The following is a 25736-nucleotide window of genomic DNA, read 5'->3' on the forward strand; positions in this document are numbered from 1 at the left end:
CTAAAGCGGCCTAAAAGCTGAATATTGGGCGTAAAATAAAAAGACAGAATCTGTCATTAGGGGAATCAGGTGTAAATCCTGAGCGATGTGGTCACTGTATGTGGGATGCAAATCTCATGAGCCAGAATACCTGGTGCCGGATGGAATGAAGCTTCCGAACAAAGCCATGCATTCCGGATTCTCTATAGATTCATATATTGATTCGGAAACAGACCGGCGGACGGAAGCGGGTCTGTTTTTTACGTGCGAAGGAAGGAGAACAACATGAAAAAGAACAACAGCAAAAAAGTAATCATAGGAGCCATAGCGCTGGTCGTCGTATGCGCAGTCCTGCTCCTGGTTTACAAAAATTTCATGCCGAAAGGAGCGGAGGGTGACAAAACCGTCACAGTAAAAGTAGTACACGGAGACGGCAGTGAGAAGGAGTTCAGTTATGCGACTGACGAGGCATATCTTGGAGCGGTGATCCAGGCTGAGAATCTGGTGGAAGGTGAGGAAGGCCAGTACGGGCTTTTCATGACATCTGTGGACGGTGAGAAAGCAGACGATTCCAAACAGCAGTGGTGGTGCCTGACAAAGGGCGGAGAACAGGTGAATACATCAGCGGACCAGACGCCTATAGAGGACGGGGATACTTTTGAACTGACCCTGACTGAGGGGTATTGATTGAAAGGATGCGAAATACCAATGAAAACAAGGTCTCTTGTTATTATGGCAATGCTGACAGCCATTTTGTTTCTGGGACAGGTGTGTATGGCTTTTCTTCCCAATATTGAAGTGGTGACATTGCTGGTGATTCTGTATACACAGGTGTACAAAAAGAAGGTTTTCTTTATTATCTACGCGTTTGCCCTGCTGGAAGGCGTCTTCTACGGGTTCGGGATCTGGTGGTTCAACTATCTGTATGTGTGGAGCATTCTCGCATTGATCGTACTTGTAGTTAAGAGTGAATCGCCGTTGGTCTGGAGTATAATCGCCGGCGCCTATGGGCTGGCCTTTGGATTTCTGTGTGCGCTGCCGTATTTTGTATCAGGCGGTGTGGGCGGCGGTCTGGCCTATTGGATCTCAGGGCTGCATTTCGATGTGCTGCACTGCATCGGCAATGTGGTTGTCTGTCTGGTCTTATATAAGCCGATGTATTATATTTTGAAAAAGCTTGAAAATGTACAGCAGGTGCATGTGCCTTCAAGCCCGCAAATAAGATAAAAGTAATGAAACAGCAGAAGAATATGAAAGCCCTCCTCTGCGGATACTAAAGAAGTCAGGTATCTGCAAAGGAGGGAATTTTATGCTGATAATTAATGGGAAAATATTTACCATGACCGGAAAACCGGTAGACTGCGGATATATAAGAACAGAGGGCAAGGTGATCACAGAGGTGGGAACCATGTCCTCACTGGATAAAAGGCAGAAGGGGGAAGAGGTTCTGGATGTGGATGGTGCCTGGGTGCTGCCGGGGCTGATCGAGGCACATGCCCATATCGGAATCTCTGAGGAAAAATGGGGTGCCATCGGGGATGACTGCAATGAACTGACAAACCCGGTGACGCCGGCACTGCGGGCGATTGATGCCGTTAATGCCATGGACCCGGCATTTCATGATGCGATCAAGGCAGGGATCACCTCTGTGATGACCGGGCCCGGAAGCTCCAATGTAGTGGGCGGCCAGTTTGTGTTTATGAAGACCCAGGGCAGATGTGTGGACAATATGGCGATACTGAACCCGGCAGCCATGAAAGCAGCACTGGGGGAAAATCCAAAAACTACTTACGGGGAGCAGGGAAATTGCCCGGCTACCAGAATGGGGGAGGCAGCCCTTCTGCGCAGAACACTTTTGGAGGCAGTGCAATACCAGAAGGACAAGGAACGGGGCCGGCTTGACAGGGAGGACTTTGAGAAGGAACCGTGGATGCCTGTGCTCCAGCGTGTGATCCCTATGAAGGTCCATGCGCACAGGGCGGACGACATACTGACCGCCATCCGCATTGCAAAGGAATTTAATATAGATATAACCATAGACCACGGCACAGAGGCACATCTGATCGTGGATGAGGTAAAGGCATCCGGGTTCCCGGTGATCGTGGGCACGGATTTAACCTCGCGCTCCAAACTGGAAGTGCAGAATATGAATTTCAAGACCAATAAGATCCTGGCAGAGGCAGGGGTGCTCATTGCAGTGACCACAGACCACCCTGTGGCGCTGATCCAATATCTGCCCCTGTGTGCCGGGCTGGCGGTGAAGGAGGGGCTTCCCATGGAGGAAGGGCTGAAGGCCATTACCATCAATCCCGCCAAAATATGCCGCGTAGAGCAGCGTGTGGGAAGTCTGGAGGCCGGAAAAGACGCAGATATTGCCATATTTACGGGAAATCCCATGGAGGTTTTTACGAAGACCCTTTATACCATAATTGACGGTGAGATCATCTATAACGGCATGAAAGATGAGGAAAATTCTGAATTTGTACCGGGAGGCAGCCGAAAGGACGCACAAAAAACGGCGGCAGGAGAGAATGAGTAGAATTCTTTGAAATGCTGTGGTAAGATAAAGGTAACTATTCAGCAGGCAGTGCGGACTGCAGGTCCTTCCTGCAGAGCCGCAGGTACAAAGGAGGATGTAAGTGTGGCAAAATACAAATGTAGTGTATGCGGGTATATTTTTGAAGAGACAGAAAGTAAAAAGTTTGAGGACCTAAAACAGTGTCCTGTATGTAAACAGCCGGCTTCCGTATTTGTGCGTATAGAGGAGGAAGAGAAGGAGGCACCGGCGCCGGAAGAGCCGGGAACGGAAAATGCGCTTGATTATCCGCCGGAGTATGTGCGCCGTGATCCCTCCTGCCGCTATATGGCAGAGATCCATCAGATGGCGGTCACAGGAAAGCCGATCATAGAGGCCATGGGCACACAGATGAAAATGCCCAATTGGGATGACATCCTGATACTGGGTGCCCAGCTCAATCCGCCGCCTCTTATGGAGCACGACCCGGTCAGCACCACTACGGTGATAGGGAAACATGCTGAGAAACCAATGGTCCTGGACATGCCGGTCTACATATCACATATGTCATTCGGCGCTATGTCAAAGGAGATGAAGACAGCTCTTGCAAAGGGCAGTGCTATGGCAAAAACCGCCATGTGCAGCGGGGAGGGAGGAATCCTTCCGGAGGAAAAAGCGGCTGCGTACAAGTACATATTTGAATACGTCCCCAACCGTTACAGTGTTACACCTGAAAATCTTTCCACAGCGGATGCCATCGAAATTAAAATCGGGCAGGGTACAAAGCCGGGAATGGGCGGCCATTTGCCTGGAGAAAAGGTGACACCTGAGATTGCAGCCATCAGAAACAAACCCCTCGGACAGGATGTGATCAGTCCGTCCAAATTCCCCGATGTCAATACAAAAGAGGATTTAAAGGAACTGGTGGACCAGCTCAGAATGGCCTCCGGCGGGCGTCCCATAGGGATCAAGATCGCGGCAGGCAGGATCGAAAAGGATCTGGAATACTGTGTGTTTGCAGCGCCTGATTTTATTACCATTGACGGCAGGGGCGGTGCCACGGGAGCAAGCCCAAAACTGGTGCGGGATTCCACCAGCGTGCCGACTATTTATGCGCTTCACAGAGCCAGAAAATATCTGGACAGCATAGGTGCGGAGATTGACCTTGTCATTACAGGCGGTCTGCGGGTGTCCTCGGATTTCGCAAAAGCTATTGCCATGGGTGCGGATGCCGTTGCTGTTGCATCTGCGGCTCTGATAGCGGCAGCCTGTCAGCAGTACCGTATCTGCGGCTCGGGCCAGTGTCCGGTAGGCGCGGCTACCCAGGACCCGGAACTCAGAAAGCGCCTGAAGGTGGACGCGGCAGCCAAAAGAACGGCGAACTTTTTAAACTGCAGCAGGGAAGAACTGAAAACATTTGCCCGTATCACAGGGCATAAAGATGTCCATGAGATGAATGTGGATGACCTGTGCACGATTAACCGTGAGATATCAGAATTTACAGACATAGCACATGCATAAGCATAAAGATACCGCGGGGTATGCTCCATAACGGAGACTGCCCCGCGGTTTTTTAAACCTCTTCGCCCAGAAGTGAGCGGTAAAATTTCTTCTGTTTTACAAAATAATAAATGATAAACAGCACAGCCGTCAATGCCCAGGAGATCGGATAACTCATAAGTATACTCTGGATGCCCGGAATATGCGGCACAACCGCAAAAATCCAGAAGATTCTCAGCAGACACACACCGCCGCAGGTCATGATCATCGGAATCAGTACATCCCCGATACCGCGGAGGGCACTGGACAGGATCTCTATGAAGATGAACAGCACATAACTCGGGGCAATCACCTGGATGATCTTCATACCAACTTTGATAACCTCCGGGTCCTGGGTAAACATGCGGAAGATATAGCTGCCAAACAGCAGAAACAGGGCGCTTACCAGTATGGAAGCGATAAAGTCCATGAACAGGCAGACAAACACACTTCTCTTCATACGGGAATATTTCCCGGCTCCGTAGTTCTGCCCCACGAAGGTGGTGATGGCGATGGAAAAGGCGCCGGATATCATCCAGTAGATCGCGTCCATTTTGCCAAATGCCGTGTAGGCTGCCATGGTGTCGGTTCCCAGGTTGTTCAGAGAGGTCTGTATGATAATATTTGAAATATTATACATGACAGACTGGATTCCGGCAGGAAGCCCGATGGTGACAATGGATTTGAGCAGGAATCTGTGGAAACGGATATTCTTTGCCTCCAGCAGATACATTTCCCCCGGCTGCATCAGGGCGCGCACCACAAGGATGGCACTTACGGCCTGGGCGATCAGCGTGGCGATGGCCGCTCCCTCAACCCCCAGATCCAATCCCACTACCAGCAGGATGTCCAGAAATATATTGATAAAGCAGCACACGATCAGATAGTACAGGGGGCGTTTGGAATCGCCCACTGCCCTCAGGATCGCAGACCCCACATTGTAAATAAATACAAAGACAATGCCGCCGAAATAAATGCGCAGATAAGACGCGGAACCTGCCATTACATTTTCCGGTGTGTGCATCAGCCGCAGCATGAAGGGGGTAAGGATCAGTCCCAGCACAGTGATGATGATACTTCCCACAATGGACAGGGCGGCCGCTGTGTGGAGCGTGGCGTTTAAGTCCTTTTTATTTCTGGCACCGTAATATCTGGCAATGATGACCGTGGCACCGGAGGAAAGACCTACGAAAAAGCCCACGACCAGGTTGATAAGCTGCCCGGAAGAACCGCCCACGCAGGCCAGAGCCTCTTTGCCCACGAACCGGCCTACCACAATGGCATCCGCTGTGTTATAAAGCTGCTGGAACAATGTGCCCAGCATAATGGGAAAGAAAAACAAGAGAATCTGTTTCCAGATGACTCCCTCGGTGATCTGATTTTGACCCGTTTGTTTTGTATCCATGATGTTTTCCCCCTGTTTATAACGTGAAAATTCATGCAGAAAGCATGTTTACTTATATCGAAAAAAAGCACATAAGGTATCATACCTTATGCCCTATATACATATATAACACAGTTTTTCGGGAAAGTCGATAAGAGAAAATGAATTTACTGTGAACAGTAATCATTTTGTGGTATGATAGAGGCAGAAAAATTATGTTTGGGGTAAGACTGGAGGAACTTATGAAGGTAAAGATACGTGTAGCGGACCCGGCAGGGAATATCACAATTTTTGTCATGACACCACTGGAAAGGAGTCAGTACGCGGAGGCAGCCAATCAGCTTCTGGAGCAGAAGAAATATAAGGCGGAGCAGGTTGGATTTGTGGAGGAAAAGGAGGACGGAACCCTGCATATGCAGATGATGGGCGGCGAGTTCTGTGGTAATGCCACAAGAAGTTTCGGATATCTGAAGAGTCTCATGGACGAGAAACATCCGGCGCTTGTGCAGGTGGATGTGAGCGGTTCGGAATCCCCCCTGGATGTTGAGGTGGACCTTGAATCCGGAACCAGCCGCACAACCATGCCGCTGCCGCGAAAGATCGTAAATCTTTCCGTGCCCGGCCAGGGAACCTGTCCCATGGTCTGCTTTGACGGCATCAGCCATATGATCGTGAAGGGACCGAGAAGGAGTGATGCCTTCGTACAGGAAGTGCTGAAGGCAGCCAGGGCATGTGAGACATGCGATGCATACGGCATCATGTTCCTGGAACCCAGCGGTGACGGCATGGAGAAATGCTACCGGATGACGCCTGTGGTATATGTGGTGGAGACAGATTCCCTTGTGTGGGAATCCAGCTGCGGCAGCGGAAGTATGGCCTGCGCGGTGTACCTGGCGGACAGAAAAGCAGACGGCACTTATGTGTATGTACTGAGACAGCCGGATGGTCAGATCGAAGCAACGGTGATCCGCCGGGAAGGAAAAACGGTACAGTGCAAAATGGGCGGAAAAGTCACGATTTCCGGCGAACTGGAAGCAGAAATCCTGTGAGACAGGTACCGTGTAAAATAAGAGAGAAAGGTTGACATAAGTATGCAGAGGAGCAGTTTACATAATCCATATCCAGTAATAGAAAAGGATGGCGTCCTGTCATTTGGAGGAAACCAGGCGTGGTCAGATTCTGCTGTTATGAGAAAATGCGGATGCGGTGTCATAGGCGGGACGGATTTATTGCTGTATTTAAGTTTACATAAAGATATCTGCCGGACGGAGTTATTTCAGGAAGCCTATTTGGAAAACGGTATTCTTGAACTGCCGGAATATATGAGTTATGTTAACTGCTTTAGGAAGAAATACCTGCCGGTCATTCCTCATTTCGGCATGGCCGGGTGGATGCTGGTGCTGGGGCTTAACAGGTATTTCAGGCATGAGCGGATCAGGCTCAGGGCAGTCTTCGGCGTGCTGCCCAGAAATCTGTGGGTGAGGATCAGCGCTATGCTGGCCCATGATATTCCTGTCATTTTGCTGGTGGGACCTAATTTTCCCTTTGTGTGGGGAAAGCACAGGCTGAATATGTACCACCGTTCCCAGGAGGGAGAGTATTCTCCCTCCTGCCAGATAAAGGCGCATTTCGTCACCGTGACGGGGATGGATGATACCTGGATGCGGGTTTCCTCCTGGGGGAAGGAGTATTATATCAACAGGCAGGAGTATTTTAATTATGTGAAGAAACACAGTAGTTTTCTGATCAGTAATATTTGTTATATTAAGAGCAGGAAGTAGTGAGAACTGCCGCCTGTCGAAATGAATTTAGAAACATACTTTCGTCTAAATTAGGGAATTATCCCGGGCCGCAGACAGCGGCTTGGTGATAATTCCCTTTTATATTGTATGTTTCTTTTGCAAAATGGTCAAAATATCAAACATTTTTGGTAAGAAAGGCACCTGTTCCGTCAGATTGACATGGGTTACAATGATTTTATCAAAAAGATTACGGAGGAAACAGAAATGAGGAAGAAAACAGTAGCTGTATTACTTACAGCGGCAATGATGACCGGTATGCTGGCAGGCTGCGGGAACAGCGGCGGAGACAGTGGGAAGGAGGCTTCCGGCTCTGCCGGTAAAAAGGGCGACAGCGATACGCTTACTGTCATGTGTGTTGGGACAGAGGCAGATACCTATATTGATGCCTACAACTCCATAGCTGAAAAGTTCTCTGAGGACAATGAGTATGGCGTAAATGTAAAAATTGATTTCTATGAGAATGAGCAGTATAAGACAAAGCTGACTACGCTGATGGCCTCTAATGCAGTACCGGATGTATTCTTTACATGGGAATTGTCGTATCTGCAGCCGTTTGTGGAGGGTGGTAAGGTAACGGATATTACTTCTTATCTGGAAAAGGATGCGGAGTGGAAGGACAGTTTCGCTGACGGTACCCTTGAACTGTTGTCATATGACGGAAAAAATTATGGAATACCTACACAGAAGTCATTATGTGTCATGTTTTATAACAAAAAGATTTTTGAAGAGAACGGGGTTTCGGTACCGTCTACCTATGATGAGTTTCTGAAAGTGTGTGATACTCTGAAGAATAACGGGGTAACTCCTATGGCTATGTGCGGAACAGACGCCTGGATTCCCGCTCAGTTTGTACAGCAGATAGCCGGAGGAATGGCGGGTGACAGTCTTTTTCAGGATATTTGCGACGGAAAGGAAAAGTGGAATAATGAGACACATGTAAAAGCGGCTGAGGAAGTGAAAAAGATGGCCGATGCAGGATATTTCCAGGATGGATATATAGGCATGGGGCCGGAGGAATCTACGGATCTGTTTACCAACGGGAAATCCGCCATGTATTTTATGGGTGCATGGGATGCGGATAAGATTCAGAAAAGCGGTATGGGTGAGGATGCGGGGGCCTTTGTGCTGCCGGCCTATGATGCGCAGTATAATAATATTTCGGTTGGGTCTGTGGATACCAGCTTTGCTGTATCAGAGACTTGTAAGAATAAGGACGCGGCAGTTGCATTTTTGAAATTCTGGACTTCTCAGGAGATGGAGGAGATGCTGCTGTATGAAAACGGAAGGATTCCGGCAGATAATTTCGATCTGGATACCGGTAAGCTGACACCGCTTATGGCGGAAGTGCTGACAATCTCCAATGAACAGGTGGGATTGACTCCCTGGTGGGACAGACAGTTTGGGGCTGGTGAAGGTGTGGAGTTTAATAATACCTGTGTATCGGTTCTTGGAGGAGAGGATGCTGAGGGGGCGTTTGATGGGCTGCAGCAGTTTGCGGAGGATAACGCTGATAGGTAGTTAGTATAATTTAAATTTATGGTTAAAGGGACGGGGAGGAAGGCGGGGCAGAACCCTCCCCCTCCGGCCCGGTTCTGCCCCGCCTTCCTCCCCTGACTTTGGCTGCGATAGGAGTAAAGATACAGAGTTGGATGAGATAAGAAGATTGAAAATCAGAGGAATATAGAGGAGGAAAATCGGATGGAGGATAAAGTGATAAGGGGGATGAGATGTGGTTGTGTTTGGGATTGGTGAGGTGATGTGGGATGAATAAGGTTCTGGGTAATAAGAAGAGTATTGCGGTTTTTGTGCTGCCGGCTTTTTTGATTTATGCGGTTTTTGTGCTGGTGCCGATTGGATATAATGTGTATGTGAGTTTTTTGCAGACGGATTTGATGAGTCCCAGTAAATTTGTGGGAATTAAGAATTATGTTAACCTGTTTCGGGATTCGACTTTTACGGGGGCTTTGAAGAATAATATATTGATGGTGATTGGGTCGTTGATCGCGCATTTGCCGTTGGCGCTGCTTTTTGGGAATATTTTGTTTCAGAAGATTAAGGGGAGTCATTTTTTCCAGACAGTGTTTTTTTTGCCGAGTGTTATCTGCGGGGTGGCTGTGGGGCTGACCTGGACGTTTGTGTATAACTCGGAGTTCGGGCTTTTGAATAAGTTTCTGGAGATTATCGGCCTGGAGAGTCTGCAGCATGTATGGCTGTCGGATAAGAATCTGGCGTTGTTTTGTATTATTGTGGTTGTTATGTGGCAGTTTGTGGGTTATCACATGATCATTCAGCTTGCTGCCATGAAGAATATTCCGTCCTCTTATTATGAGGCAGCGGAAATTGACGGGACCAGTAAATGGGTGCAGTTTAAGAGTATTACATTTCCGCTTATTAAGCCGATCTTGAAGGTAGATGCTGTACTTATCATTACGGGTTCCCTGAAATATTATGATTTGATCGCCGTTATGACAGGGGGCGGGCCGAATCATGCTACGGAACTTATGTCAACCTATATGTTTTATCAGGGGTTCAGGACGCTGAAGTACGGATATTCAGCCGGAATCGGTGTGATACTGCTGATTTTGTGTATGTGTTCTGTGCTGCTGTCAAACCTGGTGTTCCGTTCGGAACCTGTTGAATTTTAAGAGGAGGACAGTGAGATGAGATTATCAGCAAAGGATAAGGTTTTTCTTGTACTGAAATATATTGTGCTGGGGATTTTTACGATACTATGTCTGTATCCTCTTTTGTGGCTGTTTTTGAGTTCCTTTAAAACAAATACGGAGTTGTATGCAAATCCCTGGGGGCTGCCGGAACATTTCAGCCTGGATAATTATGTTCAGGCCATAACAGAAGGCCATATTTTGCAATATTTCGGCAACTCTGTTATTATTGCAGTATCGGCCGTATTAGTGGCAGTTGTACTGAGCAGTATGGTATCTTACGCAATAACCAGGATGCAGTGGAAGTTGTCCAGACTGACACTGAATGTGTTTCTTCTGGGGATGATGATTCCGGTGTATGCTATGGTGGTTCCTCTGTTTTCCATGTTTAACAGGATGGGACTTCTGAATACACATCTGGCAGTTATCATACCGCATATTGCAATCGCTTTTCCGATGGCGATTTTTATTATGACAGGATTTATGGGATCTCTTCCAAAAGAAATGGAGGAGGCAGCAGTCATGGACGGGTGTAATATTTACCAGATATTTTTTAAGATCATTATGCCTATTTCAAAGTCATCTGTTGTGACAGTGGCAGTCGTTACTTTTATCAATATATGGAACGACCTGCTGCTTCCCCAGATATTCCTGACGGATGCCTCCAAGATGACGCTTCCCGTGGGTCTGACGGAGTTTCAGGGGCAGTATGCGACCAATTATGTGGCGGAGATCGCGGCGGTGATCATTACGATCATACCAAGTATTATTGTGTACATATGGCTGCATAAGCATATTATGGAAGGCATGGTGGCAGGAGCGGTAAAGGGCTGAGCGCGTCCGGAAAAAAGGACAGTCCGGCTGCCTGAACGGCTGCGATACAAGAGGTGGGGACATGAATTTACTGGTTGCAGATGATGAGATGGCTATTCGGAGGGGGATGCTCTCCCTTCCGTGGTCAAGTATAGGGATTGAGAATGTGTATGAAGCGGAAAACGGGCTGCAGGCCAGGGAAATGCTGCAGCAGAAGAAGGTGGATATCATGATAAGTGATATCAAGATGCCGGGGCTTACAGGGCTTGAACTGGCTGAGTATGTGAAAGAGTATGATCTGGACACCGCGGTGATTCTTCTGACAGGATTTTCTGACTTTTCCTATGCCCAGAAGGCGATCAGAAATGAGGTCTTTGACTATATGCTGAAGCCTTTGAGACCCAGGGATATTCTTGAAACCGTATCGGGTGTTATGAGACGGCTGGAACAGCGGCGTTATCAGGAAAATGTAGTGCGCAGGTATGAGACAGATGCGGACAGTGTTGACCTGGGGGACCAGATACGGCACCATTTCAGAGGTGTCAACCGGCAGTGTATGGAGATTCTGCAGGATATGGCCCAGAGGTTTACACAGGACATCACACTGAATTCCTTTGCGGATACCTATCATTTTTCGCCCGCATATCTTTCCAGAATGATCAAGAAGGAGACGGGATATTCTTTCAGTGAGATTTTAAACAGTATGCGCCTTGCAGAAGCTGCCTGGCTGCTCAGGGAAGAAAATGTGAAGATAGGGCTGCTGTGTGAAAAGTCCGGATTCCGGGATGCCAGGTATTTCAGCCAGGTGTTCAAGAAGGCCTTTGGCTGCAGTCCCGGTGAATTCAGAAAAAATGCCGGACAGCAGAAAAACTACAGTATTAAGAGTATATTGGAGCTGATACAGGATAAAAAATAACAGAACTGTCCGGGGGCATGTGATGAGGGGAAAAAGGAAGTGCAGACTGAAGATCACAGGAATCAGAAAAAAGATGCTTTTGGTGTTCGCAGTTCTGATCACTGTCACAGGAGCCGGGATCTCTGTTTTTTCTGCCGCGGTTTTCAGGCAGGGATACGGAAAGATTTCCAAGGTTTATTTACAAGATGTCACACAGCAGACAACCAATAATCTGGAAAATATGATTCAAACCATAGAGGATATCAATATCCAGATCCTGTCCAGCGCCGTGATCCAGGAGCAGCTTGAAATTGTGAACGGACAGGAGATGGAGCTGTACAGTATCAGGAACATCAGTAAGATCGTGGAGCGGGAACTGGAGACAAATGCACTGTTCAGTTCCGACGTGGTTTCCCTGAGTGTGATCTCAAAAAGCGGACTGGAATTTTCTGTGAAAAAGATTACAGGCCGCGGAACGGATTTTGCATTTCCGGAAAAAGATATCTATGCTGCTAACGGGACAACCCTGTGGGGCCTTGTTGGTCCGGATGATGATATCTGCATCGCCAAGGCAATACTGGATCTGACTACCATGAAGCCCATCGGATATATTAATATTGTCTACGAGAAAGAATACTTTGGTGATATTGTTAAGGATAATTCCACTGAGTATTCCGGAGCGTCTTATGTGGTGGACCAGGACGGTATTATTACGGTCACCAATCACGAAATGTATCTGGGCGATAAATTTCCGGTGGAGATAGAGACCCTGAGGGAGTCTGAGACATCCCGGTATGACATTTTAAACGGAACAAATTCATTTTACTACGTAGGAAATCAGATGCCCAACGGCTGGACTCTGGTGGAGGCTGTTTCTGTGAAGGAGTTTTATAAAAATACATACCGAGTGATCGGGCTGACCGGGATTTTTCTGCTGGGTATCCTGATTCTGAGCTTTCTATCTATCAGTATGGCGACAAAACATATTGCCAGGCCTACGCAGGATCTGCTGGAGAGCATGAAACTGTTCGGCAGAGGAAATCTCTCACATCGTGTGGAGGTCAAGACCACGGATGAGATCGGACAGATAGGCAGCGAGTATAACCGTATGGCAGAGAATATTGAAACGCTGATTGAAAAGGTCTATAAGATGGAAATCACACAAAAGCAGGCGGAGATTGATTTCCTGTGTATGCAGATCAATCCGCATTTCCTCTATAATACGCTGGATACGATCAGTTGGATGGCGATCATGCAGGGGAACCTGGATATCTCAGAGATGACCATATCCCTGGCTGACCTGCTCAGGGCCATGATCAAAAAGGACAGATTCGTCACAGTGGAAGAAGAGATGAAGACAGTGAAGGATTATCTGCTGATCCAGGGACAGCGGTTTGGTGATAAGATTTCTGTTATATATGATATAGATGAACAGGCATATCCTTGTCAGATACCTAATTTTATTCTACAGCCCCTGATTGAAAACGCGATCATCCACGGATTGGAGCCGAAGCTTGATAAGGGGACGCTGCGAGTGCAGATAAGACTGGAAGAAGACAGAGTCGTATTTTGTATTGCAGATGACGGCGTGGGCATGAGCCGGGAGGAAATCCGGGAGCTGTATGAGAAGTGTGAAATGAATGATACAAATCAGAATATCGGACTTAAAAATGTTTACCGAAGGCTTATCCTGTGTTATGGTGAAACCAGCAGGCTTAATATAGAAAGTGAAAAGCACAGAGGAACGAAAATTAATTTTATCCTGCCCATGACAGTCAGGGAGCAGGAGGAGGAGGAAACTAAATGAGGAAAACACAGAATTACAATTGGCCCACCCTATCCCTGGGCACCTGTTATTATCCGGAGCACTGGGACAAAAAGCTGTGGAGGGAAGACCTTCGGCGTATGAAGGAAAACGGTATCTTTACCGTCCGGATCGCGGAGTTTGCATGGAACAAGCTGGAGCCGAGGGAAGGGGAATATACCTTTGACTTTTTCGATTCTTTTCTCGATGTGGCGGAGGCGGAGGGTATGAAGGTCATATTCGGCACTCCCACAGCCACACCGCCGGTCTGGCTGACGGAAAAGTATCCGGAAGTGCTGAACTGCCGTCTGGATGGGACCCCATTTAGGCATGGTATGCGGAGACATTATAACTATAACTCACCTGTTTACCGGAAATTCTGTTCCATTATTGTGGAGAAGGCGGCACAGCACTACGGACAGCGCCCTTGTATTGTGGGATGGCAGATAGACAATGAGATCAACTGTGAGGTGGATGTCTTCTATTCAGAGAGTGACACAGCAGCCTTCAGGGAGTTTCTGAAGGAAAAATATCAGACACTGGATGCTCTCAATGAAGCCTGGGGGACCGTATTCTGGAATCAGACGTATACAAAATGGGAAGAGATCTATGTGCCCAGACCCACAGTGCACGATTCCACCAATCCCCATCAGGTACTGGACTACACCAGATTTGTATCCGCCAGTGCCATACAGTTCTGTAAAATGCAGAGTGATATTATCAGAAAATATAAAAAACCTCAGGATTTCATCACCACAAACGGCATGTTCGGAAATCTGGACAACCACAGGATGATGGACGAATGCCTGGATGTGTACACCTATGATTCCTATCCTAATTTCGCGTACTGTCTGTGTGAGGACCCCATCCATTCAGACGACTTGAATGACAGGAAATGGAGCCGGAATCTCACAGAGGTCCGATCCATCTGTCCGCATTTCGGTATTATGGAGCAGCAGTCAGGGGCAAACGGATGGAATACCCGTATGGAGGCGCCTGCCCCGAAACCGGGTCAGATGATGCTCTGGGCCATGCAGAGTATTGCCCACGGCGCTGATTATGTGAGTTTCTTCCGCTGGAGGACAGCTGTTATGGGAACCGAGATCTACTGGCATGGGATTCTGGACTATGACAACAGGGACAACCGCAAACTGTCCGAAGTATACAGGATCTGGAAACGCACGGAGGCCATCAGTGAGATGGCAGGAGCTGACTACCAGGCCGCCTTTGGACTTGTGCGGGACTATGACAACATCTGGGATTCCCAGTTGGATGTGTGGCATATGAGACTGGCTAAGAAGAGTGAAAAGGAAATCTTCACAGCCGCCCAGTTAAACCATACTCCCATGGATATGGTCTATCTTCTGGAGGATACAGACGCTGAGGAACTGTTAAAGTATTCGGTGCTGTTCTATCCTCATCCCCTAATCCTCACAGAGAAAAGGGCAGAAGTGCTGAGAACCTATGTGGAAGCAGGCGGCTGCCTGATCCTGGGATGCAGGACCGGACAGAAGGATGAGACAGGCAAATGTGTGATGCAGCCAATGCCGGGACTTCTCTCTTCTCTGACACAGACGGATGTAAAGGAATATACCTTTGTGGGCCCGGCAGATGAAGCAGTGTCTATGGAGTGGGAAGGCAGACAGGTGGAAACTGGCCTGTTTAACGATATTCTGGCAGCTGCGGGACCTGACGCCGATATTTTGGCAAAATACAGTTCCAACTATTATGAGGGACGCCCGGCTCTGGCGGAGACGTTATGTGGTAAAGGAAAAGTCCTGCACTTTGGAGGGACATTTACCAGGGATAATGTGAAAGCGTTTCTGGCCTATACAGGCGTGCTGCAGCCTTATCAGTATCTGGCTGAGGTATCAGAGGCCTGTGAGATCGCCATGCGGGTGAAGGACGGGAAGCGGTATCTGTTTATTCTGAATTATGACAAAGAGCCGCAGAAGGTGGTTCTGAAGGAAGCAGTCATGGATATGGACACAAAGGATGAGGTACAGGGAAGTGTTCTGCTGAAGGGATATGAGACCAAGGTTTACCGGATTTTTTAAGATACAGAATATAGAGCGAGTAACAGAAATACAAGAAAACGCAGAAAGCCGCGGGAACAGATACGGCGGCTTCTGCGTTTTTTTCAGGAGGAACAGTAAAATGGAAATATTTGATATCATAGATGAATCAGGCAGACCCACAGGTAAGACCGTAGACAGGGAGACTGCCCACGCGGAGGGGATTCTGCACCGCACGGCCCATGTGTGGCTTCTTCGCAGGCGCGGTGACAGGACAGAGGTACTTCTCCAGAAACGGAGCAGGAACAAGGATTCCCATCCGGGATGCTACGATATCTCAAGTGCCGGACATATTCCTGCAGGTGTGGACTTTGTTCCCTCTGCGCTCAGGGAACTGAAGGAGGAACTGGGTGTGGATGCGTCTGCGGAGGAGTTGGTCTGCTGCGGCAGGAGAAGGATATTCCACAGGGATGTGTTTTACGGCAGGGATTTTGTGGATAACCAGGTCAGCAATATCTATTGTATGTGGAAAGATATAGAGCCGGAACAGATGACGCTTCAGAAAGAAGAGGTGGAGGAAGTCATATGGATGGATCTGGAGCTCTGCAGGGAGCTGGTCAGGACAAACGGTATTCCTCACTGCATTTACATGGAAGAACTGGATATGCTGCCGGGATGACAGCAATATCCGGTTCTTCTCATTTCTTAATGACAGTTCCGGAGAATCATCACAGCTTCCGCCGGTACTTTTTCGTGTCTGTGCTCAGGGGATCCTGTTGAATCTTACGCTTTAAAAAGCTATAATAGTGATACATGTTGGTGAAAAACAGTAAACTCGGGGGACAGTATTGTGATCGGCGTGCCCATTGTGCGGAGCGGCGAGGAGAGATGCCCTGACAGAGACCATACGCAGGGAATTTAAGAAAAAAGACGGCGGCAGCTACCGGGTCTTCATGTTCCTGGACATAGATCATTTTAAAGGAATCAACGATACCCACGGACATGACGCAGGCGATAAGGATTACAAGGGAGTGATGAAACGGGCGGACCAGGCTCTGTATAAAGCAAAGAGACAGGGCAGGAATCAGTATGTTTTAGATGATTCCTAATGGTCTGCGCCCCTCACAGCAGTAATGACACAGTATAAAGGAGACAGAAATGAAAAAGAAGATTGGTTACATTTACCTGTTTATCACGTTTTTTATATGGGGGAGCATTTATGTGGTGAGTAAGTTCGCCCTTGATGTCATGGCACCGTTTATGCTGCTTCTCATCCGATATGTGGTTTCCGTGGCGGCACTTACCGTACTTTTGAAGCTGCGGGGAACCAGGATAAAGGTGAAAAAAGAGGACCGGAAATATATTCTGATCGTGGGCGCCCTGGGATACTTTGTCTCCATAGGCTGCCAGGTCATGGGAACAAATCTTCTGGACGCCTCCCTGGCATCTCTGATCAATGCCATGAATCCCATCTCCATTTCCATTCTGGCTATGATATTTCTGGGAGAGAAGATACATAAAAAGGATGTGGCAAGCATTATTATTTCTCTCGTTGGAGTTTACATAATATTGGGAGCGGGAAGCGGAAATATCAGCGCGGCAGGGGTGCTGGCCTCTGTGTGCTCCGTGCTTTTATGGTCCGGGGCATCGGTAGCTATCCGAAGGATCTCAGGGGGATATGATCCGGTACAGATCGCGCTGTACGGAATGGGAGTTGCCCTTCTTTTAAACATTCCGGCGGCTGTTTTGGAGGCGGGGAGCATACCCAGTACCTTTACTGCAAAAGCGGTTCTGTCCTGCATCTATCTGGGCATCGTCGGGACAGCAGTGGCCCATACGCTGTGGAATATGAGCCTGAAGCTTCTGGACGCAAGCGTATGCTCCATGTTCTATCCGCTGCAGCCACTGACCTCTGCAGTGCTGGGAATTTTCTTTCTCCATGAGGTGATCACCTGGAATTTTGTGGTGGGGGGCCTGCTGATCTGCGCAGGGGTGCTGATCACGGTTCTCTTTACGGGAAACAGAAAGACAGAGAAAGCGTGAGACCGGTAAAATGGTTTCACGCTTTTCTTTTGCCCGCTTTACAAGAAATCATTGTTATGATACCGTGGGTAATAGTGAAAAATACAGAGGTGATCAGAATGAGGAAAAAGCAGGGATGGTTTATCCTTTTGACAGTTGTTCTGTCTCTTGCAGGATGCGGAGGCAGGGTAGAGAAGGGCGAAGGGCTGGTGCCGTCAAAGGAACAGGAGACGGAGAAGAAGACAGAGCTTGCCGTATTTTATTCCGGGGAGGATGCCAGGAGGATATCCGTAATGGAGGAGCTGTGTGAAAAGTTTATGGAGGAAAATCAGGACATCCGGGTGCTCAGCGAGCATTCCGGAAGCGGAATCTATTCAGAGACGCTGAAGGCAAAGGAGGCTGCCGGGGAGTTCCCGGATATCTTTGAGATCCAGGACCCTTATACTTTTGCTGAGGCAGGGAAACTCGGTGCTATCTCCCAGGAGGTGGGAAAGCTGGTGGAACAGCCCTTTGCGATTGACGGAAATATATATGCGGTGCCCTTTTACAAGACCTCCTTCGGGATTATCTATAATCAGGTGATCTTCAAGGAACTGGGGCTTGAAGTACCCAGGACATACGGGGAGTTTCTGGAGGTCTGCAGAGTCCTGAAGCAGAACGGAACCGCGCCCCTGGCAGCCGGGGGAAATCCGACGGAGACGGGAAAATACTGGCTGAATTATTTCTTCCAGGTGGACCTTGCAAAGGCGGACCCGGACTGGCAGAGAAAGAGAAATGAGGGCCTGGTATCCTTTCAGGATGAAAATGTCAGGAACATGCTGGCAGACTATCAGGATATGATGAACGGGGAATATATGCTGGAGGACTCCGTAAATATGAATGAGAACCAGGTGATCCAGGCCCTGATCAACCAGGATGCCGCCATGGTCCTCACAGAACCCTCCATGGTCTCTAAAATATGGGAGGCCTATCCTCTGGCTGTGGAATCCGGCAAGGACACACTGGGCGAAGAGTTGGAGGAGGACCCCTGTAAATTCCGCCTGGGGTGGTTTTTCCTGGGGGATGAAGCAGGTGACCCTGTGGTAGTCAGCGAAAAAGGCGCCCAATGGGCAGTCTCGGATACCTGTGGGGAGAATGCCGAAAAAAACCGGGCCGCCATGAGGTTTTTAGAGTTCTGCTACAGGAAAGAGAACTACAGAAAAGTGCTGCAGACCGTTTACGCCATCCCTGCCACCAGGGAAAAGATCCTGTATCCCGCTCCAAAGGTACAGCAGAGTTTTCTTGTGGATTACCGCTATGCGGATAAAAGCGATGTATATCTGGGAAATGAGGACACACCGGAGCATTTCAAACGCAGCATGTACGATGTTTTCTTTTCCGTGGCGACGAAAACCATGAGCGTGGATACTGCGGCGGAGAAGCTGGATGAGTATTGGGACAACGTGGCGGGAGGTTTAGGGAGGAAGTCATGATAAAAAGAAAGAGACAGCATTACCAGAGCCTTTTTGTAAAATCGGTGGCAGCATTGATTTTGATCGGTATCGTGCCGCTGCTGATCATGGGTATCTCCATTTACAGTGCATACATGGATTCTCTCAGGCAGACACTTCTCTCCAATATGTACCGCAGTGCTCTCTATGTGGGGAAGAATGCCGCAGATCTGTTTCAGGAGATGGAGGAGACCACCAAATATCTCTATAACTATAATATCACGGAGTATGACTATCTCTACGAGCTGATGGAGGATGACACCATCACCCAGGCCCGCAGGGAGGCACTGATGAGTGACGTGCTCAGGGATATTTTATATATGAATCAGCATATTGACCATGTGTTTTTCATCACTCCGGGTGGGGAACAGTATTCTGTCATGCGTCCGCCTGAGGTTATGGTGAAAGAGGAGGAAATGGGGCGTTTTCATGAGGAGAACTTCCTGGAAGGCCACAAACAGATGCGCCTTCTGCCCACCCATGATACCAGCTATTACTCAGATGTCAGCGATTTTACAGTGACAAGAAATATTATGAACACAAGGACCATACAGTCCGCGGACGAACAGGAGCTGGGAACTCTGTATATTGATGTGAGCGCGGATTATTTTGACGGCATCATCAATGAGACGGACCTGGAGGACGGCTGCAGGATGTATGTGATAGACAGAAAGGAAAAAGTATTTGTCTACAGCCAGGAAAAGGAGAATATCGGGACAGGCATCGGAAAGCTGGAGGATTATCTGCCTGAGATGGAGGAGGACAAGCAGTACATAAAAGCGGACGGAAACTATTTTATTTACAGGCTGATACCCGGTACGGACTGGTTGGTGACAGAAGAGATTCCGGCATTTAATCTGGAGAACAGTTATCAGGAGATACAGACGAACATTTTGATTATTATAGGGTTCAGCGTTATCCTTCTCATGATCATCTATTTCTTTTACTCCAAGATGATGAATAAGCCCATCCGCACACTGAAGGATGCCATGGAACAGATCCAGGACGGGAATCTGGATACGAGGGTGACGATCAAGTCCAACGACGAAGTGGGATTTCTTGCAAAGGGTCTGAATCAAATGACGGAAAACCTGCAGAATCATATCCAGCAGGTCTATATAGCAGAGATACGGCAGCGGGATGCAGAGATTGAGGCCCTGAAAACGCAGATACAGCCTCATTATCTCTACAATACCCTGGATGTCATCCGCATGACAGCCATCACCAATGATGACAATGTGACAGCGGAGATGATAGACAGTCTGTCCGGACAGCTCAAATACCTCATAGGCAATGCCAGAGACATGGTCACCCTTCAGGCGGAGATCGACAGTATACGCAATTATTTTAAGATCATCCGCATCCGGTATGAAAACCGTTTTGAGCTGGAGATCAACATTGAGGAAAATCTTCTGGGCCTGGAAGTCCCCCAGCTCATCATCCAGCCTGTAGTGGAGAACGCGGTAAAATACGGACTCAAGCCCAAAAGCGGCACAGGTGTCATAGCCGTAAATGCCAGGGAGGAGGATGGCTGCCTGGAGATCACAGTTATGGACAACGGCGTGGGTATGGAGCCGGAGCGCCTGAAGACCGTGCAGGAACGTCTGGAAAGTCCGGAGACAGTCAAGCATCCGAAGAGCAAACGCGCCAGCCTCGGTCTTAAGAATGTGTATGACCGCATCAAACTCATGTTCGGCGACACATACGGACTGGAGATCAGCAGTTTTGAGAATATAGGAACTATGGTAAAATACCGGCTTCCCATCATAGACGGGACAGAACCGGCAAAGGAAAATCCAGGAGGAGAAAATGTTTAAGATCATAATTGCAGACGATGAGCCGGTGATCATCAGAGGACTGAAAAAAATGATGAACTGGGAGCGCCTGAACGCGGAGGTGATCGGGGAGGCTGCCAACGGCGAGGAACTTCTGAAAAAGACAGAGGAGCTGAAACCGGATATTATTATTTCCGATGTTGCCATGCCCAGGAAGACCGGTCTTGATGTAATTCGGCAGATCAGGGAGAACGGCTGGAAGATAAAGGTCATATTTTTAAGCGGCTATCAGGAATTTGACTATGTGAAAAAGGCGATCAGCTATGAGGCGGTGGACTACCTTCTGAAGCCGGTGGGGCAGGAGGAGCTGGAACAGTCCATTCTGCGGGCTGAAAAAATGCTGCGCACGGACAGTCCCATGGAATACTGGGAGGAAGAGAAGGATGATATGCAGACGGTGTTCAAGAAGATCAACTCTGAGTATGAGTGCAGGGATCTGTACGGCCATTTTCAGGAGATGGGGATAGAGACAGAGGGAAAGCAGTTCATCGGCGTGTGCTTTGCCATTTCCCCTGAACTGAACCGGAAGGTGACGGACCAGAATATGAGAGAGCTGCTGCGCTTCTCCATTTTCAAGAGGATACAGGAGCATCTGAGGGAGAATAGGAGCGGGTTTGTCATCAAGCGGGAACCAAACAGCAGTAATGTGATTCTCCTCATGGAAAAAGACCGGGACGATGCCTGGGTGAGAGAAGAGATCAGACGCATCAGGGAACACATTTACGGGGAATATAAAATATGGCTCATAACCGGCGTGGGGAAAAGGGTAGAGCAGGCATCTGACCTGAAATACGCGTATAAGACGGCAAAGTTTTCCTGTGAGCTTTACTATTTCTGCGAGGAGGATGTGGTCTGGTATCAGGAGATATCCAGAGAGTTTTGTTCTTCCTTTGAGGATTACAATACTTGCTATAAGGAACTGCTTGACCAGATCTTAAACCGGAGGGAAGAGTGGACGGCAGCACTTACCAGGATTCTGGATATCATTGAGAATCTTCATTACGGAAACAGATATGCCGCTGAGAACCGGTGTATCGCCATGGCTATGGACCTGTTTCGTGATCTGCAGGAGTACCGGGTGCTCACAGAGGATTTCAGGGAGGAGTACGACAGGTTTACCGCCAAAATACGGGCCCAGAGTACTTTCCGGGAGCTGAAGAAGCTGGTGTGCACTTATCTGGGAAAACTCATAGGGGAGAATGCATTTAACGGCACTGACAGTGAGCGGGAGACCATCACACTGGTGAAAAACTATATCCAGGAGCATTACGCGGAGGATATCGGCCTTGGGAGCATGGCGAAGATGGTATATATGAACCCGTATTATTTCAGCACGTTTTTTAAGAAGGAGACGGGACAGAACTTCAAGAATTATCTGGTAGAGGTGCGCATGAGGGAGGCTATGAAGCTGCTCATGGCTTCGGATATGAAGACCTATGAGCTGGCAGAGGCTGTAGGTTATCACGATGTACGCACATTTACGGACAAATTCAGGGAAGTTTTCGGGGACAGTCCATCCGCTTATAAAAAGCGCAGAAAAATATAAAAGAGCTGTTTCGCCGGGGCTGTATATTTAACGCGGGGAATGTGTATAAGAGCAGTGGCAGCAGATGAAAAAGGGTGGTGTTTTTAATATTATTCCGTGGGGTTTTTTAGGAGAGTGCCCGATTTCATTGTCCGTGTTTTGAAAGTATGATACTCTTTCGTCAGTACAAATGGTACGGAAAAAAATCAGATGAAGGAAAGAGGGAAATATCATGAAGAAAAAGGTAGTAGCAGCGTTAATGTGTCTCACAATGGCCATGTCACTGGCAGCATGCGGCGGCGGTTCCGGCAGCTCAGAGGGAGAATCAGCCTCCAAAGGAGACAGCAAGAACGAGGAGAGAGTTGTGGAACTTTGGACCTGCTGGACAGACGGCGCGGATACACAGATCGCGGGTACGGAGCAGATCAAGAAGTTTGAGGAAGAGACCGGAGTTAAAGTAAATCAGACAAACTTCACATATGACATGCTTCATGAAAAAATTCTGACAGCGGCAGCAGGCGGCAACGTACCGGACCTGATCTGGGGACTTCCGGAGTATGTCGGTGAGTTTTACAACATGGGAATCGTTGAGGACCTGACAGACCGTTTTAATGAGTGGGAAGATAAAGACGCCCTGTCCGAGGCCGTGGTGAAAGCCATGACCATTGACGACAAAATTGTGGGCATTCCCTATGAGATGACTGTGCGTGCTTACCTGACACATGAAAAGGATATCACAGCAGCAGGCATTGAAGTTCCGAAAACATGGGAAGATCTGCTGGCACAGACAGATTATAAAGAGAAAAACGGAAAATACCTGACAGAGCTGGCCTGCACAGGCGTCCGCTCCGCACAGGAGCTGCTGGTATACCTGGCACAGTATGATCTGGAGATTGCTTCTGCACAGGATGACGGCAAATATAAGAACACCTGGAAAGACAACAAGGATGAGCTTGAAAAGGCAACAAAAGTATTCCAGTTCTATAAAGACCTTGTAGATCAGGGAATCATTGACCCGAACTGCAAGAACTGGGGCTGGGAAGAGACAGACGAGAACTTTGCAACAGGAATCACCTCCACATATGTATCAGGAAACTGGCTGGCAGAACGTGAATCCTCCAACCCGGATACCATGGATGATGTGGCAGTATCCGCGATCCCTTATCCGTCAGACGGACACGAGGCTACTTACATGGAATGTAAACCGCTGTTCATCATGGCTGACAGCAAGAATAAGGATGACGCGTTTGAACTGGCAACTGCATTCTGCAGTAAAGAATGGCAGGAAGCAGGATTTGCAGACCGTTCCCCGCGCTCTGATGTGTCCACAGACAGCAAATGGAGCAAGGATTTCCAGGCATTATCCGATACAGGAATCACCTTCCCTCCGGTAACCCTGGGAGGAATCACACAGGCTATGCAGGACGCCATGGCGAAAGTGCTTCAGGAAGGCGAAACTCCGGAAGCAACAGCAGAATGGTTATGTGACGCAGTCAATGCTTCCTTATCTGATTCCGGTGAATTAAGCGAATAAAAACAGAATGCCGGAATGTTTAGGCAGCAAGCGTAAGCGTTTCGGCGCAGGAGTCCGGCTTGCCGGGCTCCTGTTTCGTTACAGACAGAGTCACAGGAAGAGTCCTGGACCCGGTTAATTCGTATAGGAGGGATTAGAGTTGAATAAATTTAAGAAGCTTACCAGAGACCAGCGAAAATGGCGGACAGCGGTCATCATGCTGCTTCCCGCGCTTGTTTTCCTGGCTCTTTTGATCGCGTATCCCCTGGGGAAAGTAATCCATGACGCGTTTTACCATGTACATCTGATCAACAAGTCCATGACCGGTTTTGCCGGGATGGCCAACTTCCAGAAGGTTCTGGCAGATGAGCATTTTGGACAGGCAGTGAAGAACACTGCGTACTGGACCATTTTCTCTGTACTGGGTGAATACCTGGTGGGCATGGTGACAGCAGTGCTGCTGAACCAGAAGTTTAAGGGCAGGGCCATATTCAGGACCTGTATCTTTATACCGTGGCTTGTACCCATTATCGTTGCAGGCATGACCTGGGACTGGATGCTGAACCCGGAGTTCGGTATCATCAACTATGCGCTGACTAACATGCATATAATCAGCCAGCCCATCAATTTTCTCGGTGATTCCAAATACGCCATGGCAACCGTTATTTTTGTAAATATATGGAGAAGTTTTCCGTACTACACCATCTCCTTTTTGTCAGCCATGCAGTCCATCCCGGGAGATTTGTCCGAGGCGGCTGCTATTGACGGAGCCGGCGTGTTCAAACGTTTCTTCAAGGTTACGCTCCCGCAGCTGCGCAGCGTTTCCCTTGTGATCGTGTTCATACATATTATCTGGACTGCCATCAACTTTGACTTTATCTGGGTTATGACAGAGGGTGGTCCAAACTATGCGACGGAGACCCTGCCGCTTATGATCTACCGCTACTCTATGAAGAAGTTTGACGTTGGTGCTGCTTCGGCGCTTTCTACCATGATGTTTACGGTTATGGTGGTGCTGTTCATTTTCTATTACAGGAAGCGTTCCAGTCTCAGCGATGATATGGCGTAAGAAAGGAGGAGATAAGAGATGTTAAATAAAAGAAACCGTGTTATCAGCAAGATTGTCACCTATGTATCCCTGGTGTTTTTTTCAGCCATCTGTATTTTCCCCTTTTTGTGGATGCTTCTGTCAGCGCTGAAGCCTAAGACAGAGATACGTACGGCAACGCCGTCACTTTTGATCCATGCCCCGACTCTGGAAAATTTTAAAAGGGTACTGGTGGATGTGGGATTTTTGCAGTATATTAAAAATAGCTTTTTTGTTTCTATTGTGGCATGTGTTCTCTCTATGATCATAGCTGTCATGGCAGGATACGCCCTGAGCCGGTATTATAAGATGAAACTGGTGAAGACCTCCAATCTGGCAATGATGCTCTCACAGATGATTCCCGGTGTGCTGCTTTTAGTGCCCCTGTATCTGATCATGCAGAAAATGCAGATTCTGGAGTCCTATACTTCTCTGATTCTGGCTTATACCACTTTTGTAATACCCTTGTGCACCTTTATGATGAGCAGCTTTTTCGATACTGTGCCTTTAGCGCTTGAGGAGGCTGCGGAGATTGACGGGTGCAATAAGGCGCAGACTATTTTTAAGATCATATTGCCCTTATCTCTGCCAAGCCTGGTGTCCACAGGACTTTACGCTTTTATCAATGCATGGAATGAGTTCATGTTCGGATACATATTTATCTCCACCGACAAATACCGGACACTGACACCTGCCATCATGCTGTTTAAAGGGGTAAACACGGTTGACTGGGGCGGCCTCATGGCCGGTTCCGTGGTTGCCGTGATTCCTGTTACCTTTATTTTCCTGTTCCTGCAGAGGTATTTCCTGGCAGGATTAATGAGCGGTTCAGTGAAGGGCTGACGGGAGGAAAAA

General features: G+C 48.3%; 22 protein-coding genes. 21 read left to right on the forward strand and 1 reads right to left on the reverse strand.

From position 1 onward, the window contains the following. Positions 1 to 264: 264 nt before the first annotated feature. From LC508_RS21040 to LC508_RS21055, 4 genes are all read left to right on the forward strand, one after another. On the forward strand, positions 265 to 666 hold the full coding sequence (locus LC508_RS21040) for a DUF4430 domain-containing protein (RefSeq protein WP_054350367.1): 402 nt from the start codon (positions 265 to 267) through the stop codon (positions 664 to 666). A 21-nt stretch (positions 667 to 687) separates the two neighbouring features. After that, positions 688 to 1206 carry a hypothetical protein gene (locus LC508_RS21045; protein ID WP_033141566.1) on the forward strand — a complete coding sequence of 173 codons (519 nt, stop codon included), beginning with the start codon at positions 688 to 690 and terminating at the stop codon, positions 1204 to 1206. Between the two features lie 82 nt (positions 1207 to 1288). Continuing rightward, on the forward strand, positions 1289 to 2518 hold the full coding sequence (locus tag LC508_RS21050) for an amidohydrolase (protein ID WP_103732734.1): 1230 nt from the start codon (positions 1289 to 1291) through the stop codon (positions 2516 to 2518). A 102-nt stretch (positions 2519 to 2620) separates the two neighbouring features. Continuing rightward, the gene (locus tag LC508_RS21055; RefSeq protein WP_103732736.1) at positions 2621 to 4015 is read left to right on the forward strand and encodes a glutamate synthase-related protein; all 1395 of its coding nucleotides are present in this window, start codon (positions 2621 to 2623) and stop codon (positions 4013 to 4015) included. Between the two features lie 52 nt (positions 4016 to 4067). Here LC508_RS21055 and LC508_RS21060 read toward each other — a convergent pair whose 3' ends face one another. Beyond that, positions 4068 to 5438, reverse strand: a complete 1371-nt coding sequence (locus LC508_RS21060) for an MATE family efflux transporter (RefSeq protein ID WP_103732733.1) — start codon at positions 5436 to 5438, stop codon at positions 4068 to 4070. Positions 5439 to 5659: 221 nt separating this feature from the next. On the opposite strand from LC508_RS21060, the gene LC508_RS21065 reads away from it, so the two are divergent. From LC508_RS21065 to LC508_RS21145, 17 genes are all read left to right on the forward strand, one after another. Beyond that, the gene (locus LC508_RS21065) at positions 5660 to 6466 is read left to right on the forward strand and encodes a hypothetical protein (protein ID WP_103732735.1); all 807 of its coding nucleotides are present in this window, start codon (positions 5660 to 5662) and stop codon (positions 6464 to 6466) included. Between the two features lie 42 nt (positions 6467 to 6508). After that, positions 6509 to 7198: a hypothetical protein gene (locus LC508_RS21070; protein WP_054350368.1), complete on the forward strand. Its 690-nt coding sequence runs from the start codon at positions 6509 to 6511 to the stop codon at positions 7196 to 7198. Between the two features lie 225 nt (positions 7199 to 7423). After that, the gene (locus LC508_RS21075; RefSeq protein ID WP_158587244.1) at positions 7424 to 8737 is read left to right on the forward strand and encodes an ABC transporter substrate-binding protein; all 1314 of its coding nucleotides are present in this window, start codon (positions 7424 to 7426) and stop codon (positions 8735 to 8737) included. A gap of 245 nt (positions 8738 to 8982) precedes the next feature. Continuing rightward, positions 8983 to 9864 (forward strand): carbohydrate ABC transporter permease, encoded by an 882-nt coding sequence (locus LC508_RS21080; protein ID WP_103731333.1) that lies wholly within the window; start codon positions 8983 to 8985, stop codon positions 9862 to 9864. A 15-nt stretch (positions 9865 to 9879) separates the two neighbouring features. Further along, entirely contained in the window at positions 9880 to 10716 is an 837-nt protein-coding gene (locus tag LC508_RS21085; protein WP_103731334.1) for a carbohydrate ABC transporter permease, read from the forward strand. Positions 10717 to 10777: 61 nt separating this feature from the next. Next, positions 10778 to 11611 carry a response regulator transcription factor gene (locus LC508_RS21090; protein ID WP_054350371.1) on the forward strand — a complete coding sequence of 278 codons (834 nt, stop codon included), beginning with the start codon at positions 10778 to 10780 and terminating at the stop codon, positions 11609 to 11611. A gap of 22 nt (positions 11612 to 11633) precedes the next feature. Beyond that, positions 11634 to 13397 carry a cache domain-containing sensor histidine kinase gene (locus LC508_RS21095; RefSeq protein WP_103731335.1) on the forward strand — a complete coding sequence of 588 codons (1764 nt, stop codon included), beginning with the start codon at positions 11634 to 11636 and terminating at the stop codon, positions 13395 to 13397. Continuing rightward, positions 13394 to 15451 (forward strand): beta-galactosidase, encoded by a 2058-nt coding sequence (locus tag LC508_RS21100; RefSeq protein ID WP_103731336.1) that lies wholly within the window; start codon positions 13394 to 13396, stop codon positions 15449 to 15451. The genes LC508_RS21095 and LC508_RS21100 overlap by 4 nt, the downstream gene beginning before the upstream one ends. Before the next feature lie 100 nt (positions 15452 to 15551). Beyond that, on the forward strand, positions 15552 to 16088 hold the full coding sequence (locus LC508_RS21105; RefSeq protein ID WP_033141560.1) for an NUDIX hydrolase: 537 nt from the start codon (positions 15552 to 15554) through the stop codon (positions 16086 to 16088). 187 nt (positions 16089 to 16275) lie between these two features. Then, complete coding sequence (locus LC508_RS21110) at positions 16276 to 16518, forward strand: diguanylate cyclase domain-containing protein (RefSeq protein WP_033141559.1); 243 nt, start codon at positions 16276 to 16278, stop codon at positions 16516 to 16518. Positions 16519 to 16567: 49 nt separating this feature from the next. Beyond that, entirely contained in the window at positions 16568 to 17452 is an 885-nt protein-coding gene (locus tag LC508_RS21115) for a DMT family transporter (RefSeq protein WP_103731337.1), read from the forward strand. A 98-nt stretch (positions 17453 to 17550) separates the two neighbouring features. Then, entirely contained in the window at positions 17551 to 18903 is a 1353-nt protein-coding gene (locus LC508_RS21120) for an ABC transporter substrate-binding protein (protein ID WP_158587245.1), read from the forward strand. Then, the gene (locus LC508_RS21125) at positions 18900 to 20738 is read left to right on the forward strand and encodes a cache domain-containing sensor histidine kinase (RefSeq protein ID WP_054350377.1); all 1839 of its coding nucleotides are present in this window, start codon (positions 18900 to 18902) and stop codon (positions 20736 to 20738) included. Before LC508_RS21120 ends, LC508_RS21125 begins: the two co-directional genes overlap by 4 nt. Next, entirely contained in the window at positions 20731 to 22302 is a 1572-nt protein-coding gene (locus LC508_RS21130) for a response regulator (RefSeq protein WP_033141555.1), read from the forward strand. The genes LC508_RS21125 and LC508_RS21130 overlap by 8 nt, the downstream gene beginning before the upstream one ends. A gap of 211 nt (positions 22303 to 22513) precedes the next feature. After that, the gene (locus tag LC508_RS21135) at positions 22514 to 23815 is read left to right on the forward strand and encodes an ABC transporter substrate-binding protein (protein ID WP_033141554.1); all 1302 of its coding nucleotides are present in this window, start codon (positions 22514 to 22516) and stop codon (positions 23813 to 23815) included. Between the two features lie 139 nt (positions 23816 to 23954). Next, the gene (locus LC508_RS21140; RefSeq protein WP_033141553.1) at positions 23955 to 24863 is read left to right on the forward strand and encodes a carbohydrate ABC transporter permease; all 909 of its coding nucleotides are present in this window, start codon (positions 23955 to 23957) and stop codon (positions 24861 to 24863) included. An 18-nt stretch (positions 24864 to 24881) separates the two neighbouring features. Continuing rightward, on the forward strand, positions 24882 to 25724 hold the full coding sequence (locus tag LC508_RS21145) for a carbohydrate ABC transporter permease (RefSeq protein ID WP_033141552.1): 843 nt from the start codon (positions 24882 to 24884) through the stop codon (positions 25722 to 25724). The last annotated feature ends 12 nt before the right edge of the window (positions 25725 to 25736 follow it).

Origin of the sequence: Blautia parvula, assembly GCF_020215665.1 — a bacterium.
GTDB lineage: Bacteria > Bacillota > Clostridia > Lachnospirales > Lachnospiraceae > Blautia > Blautia celeris.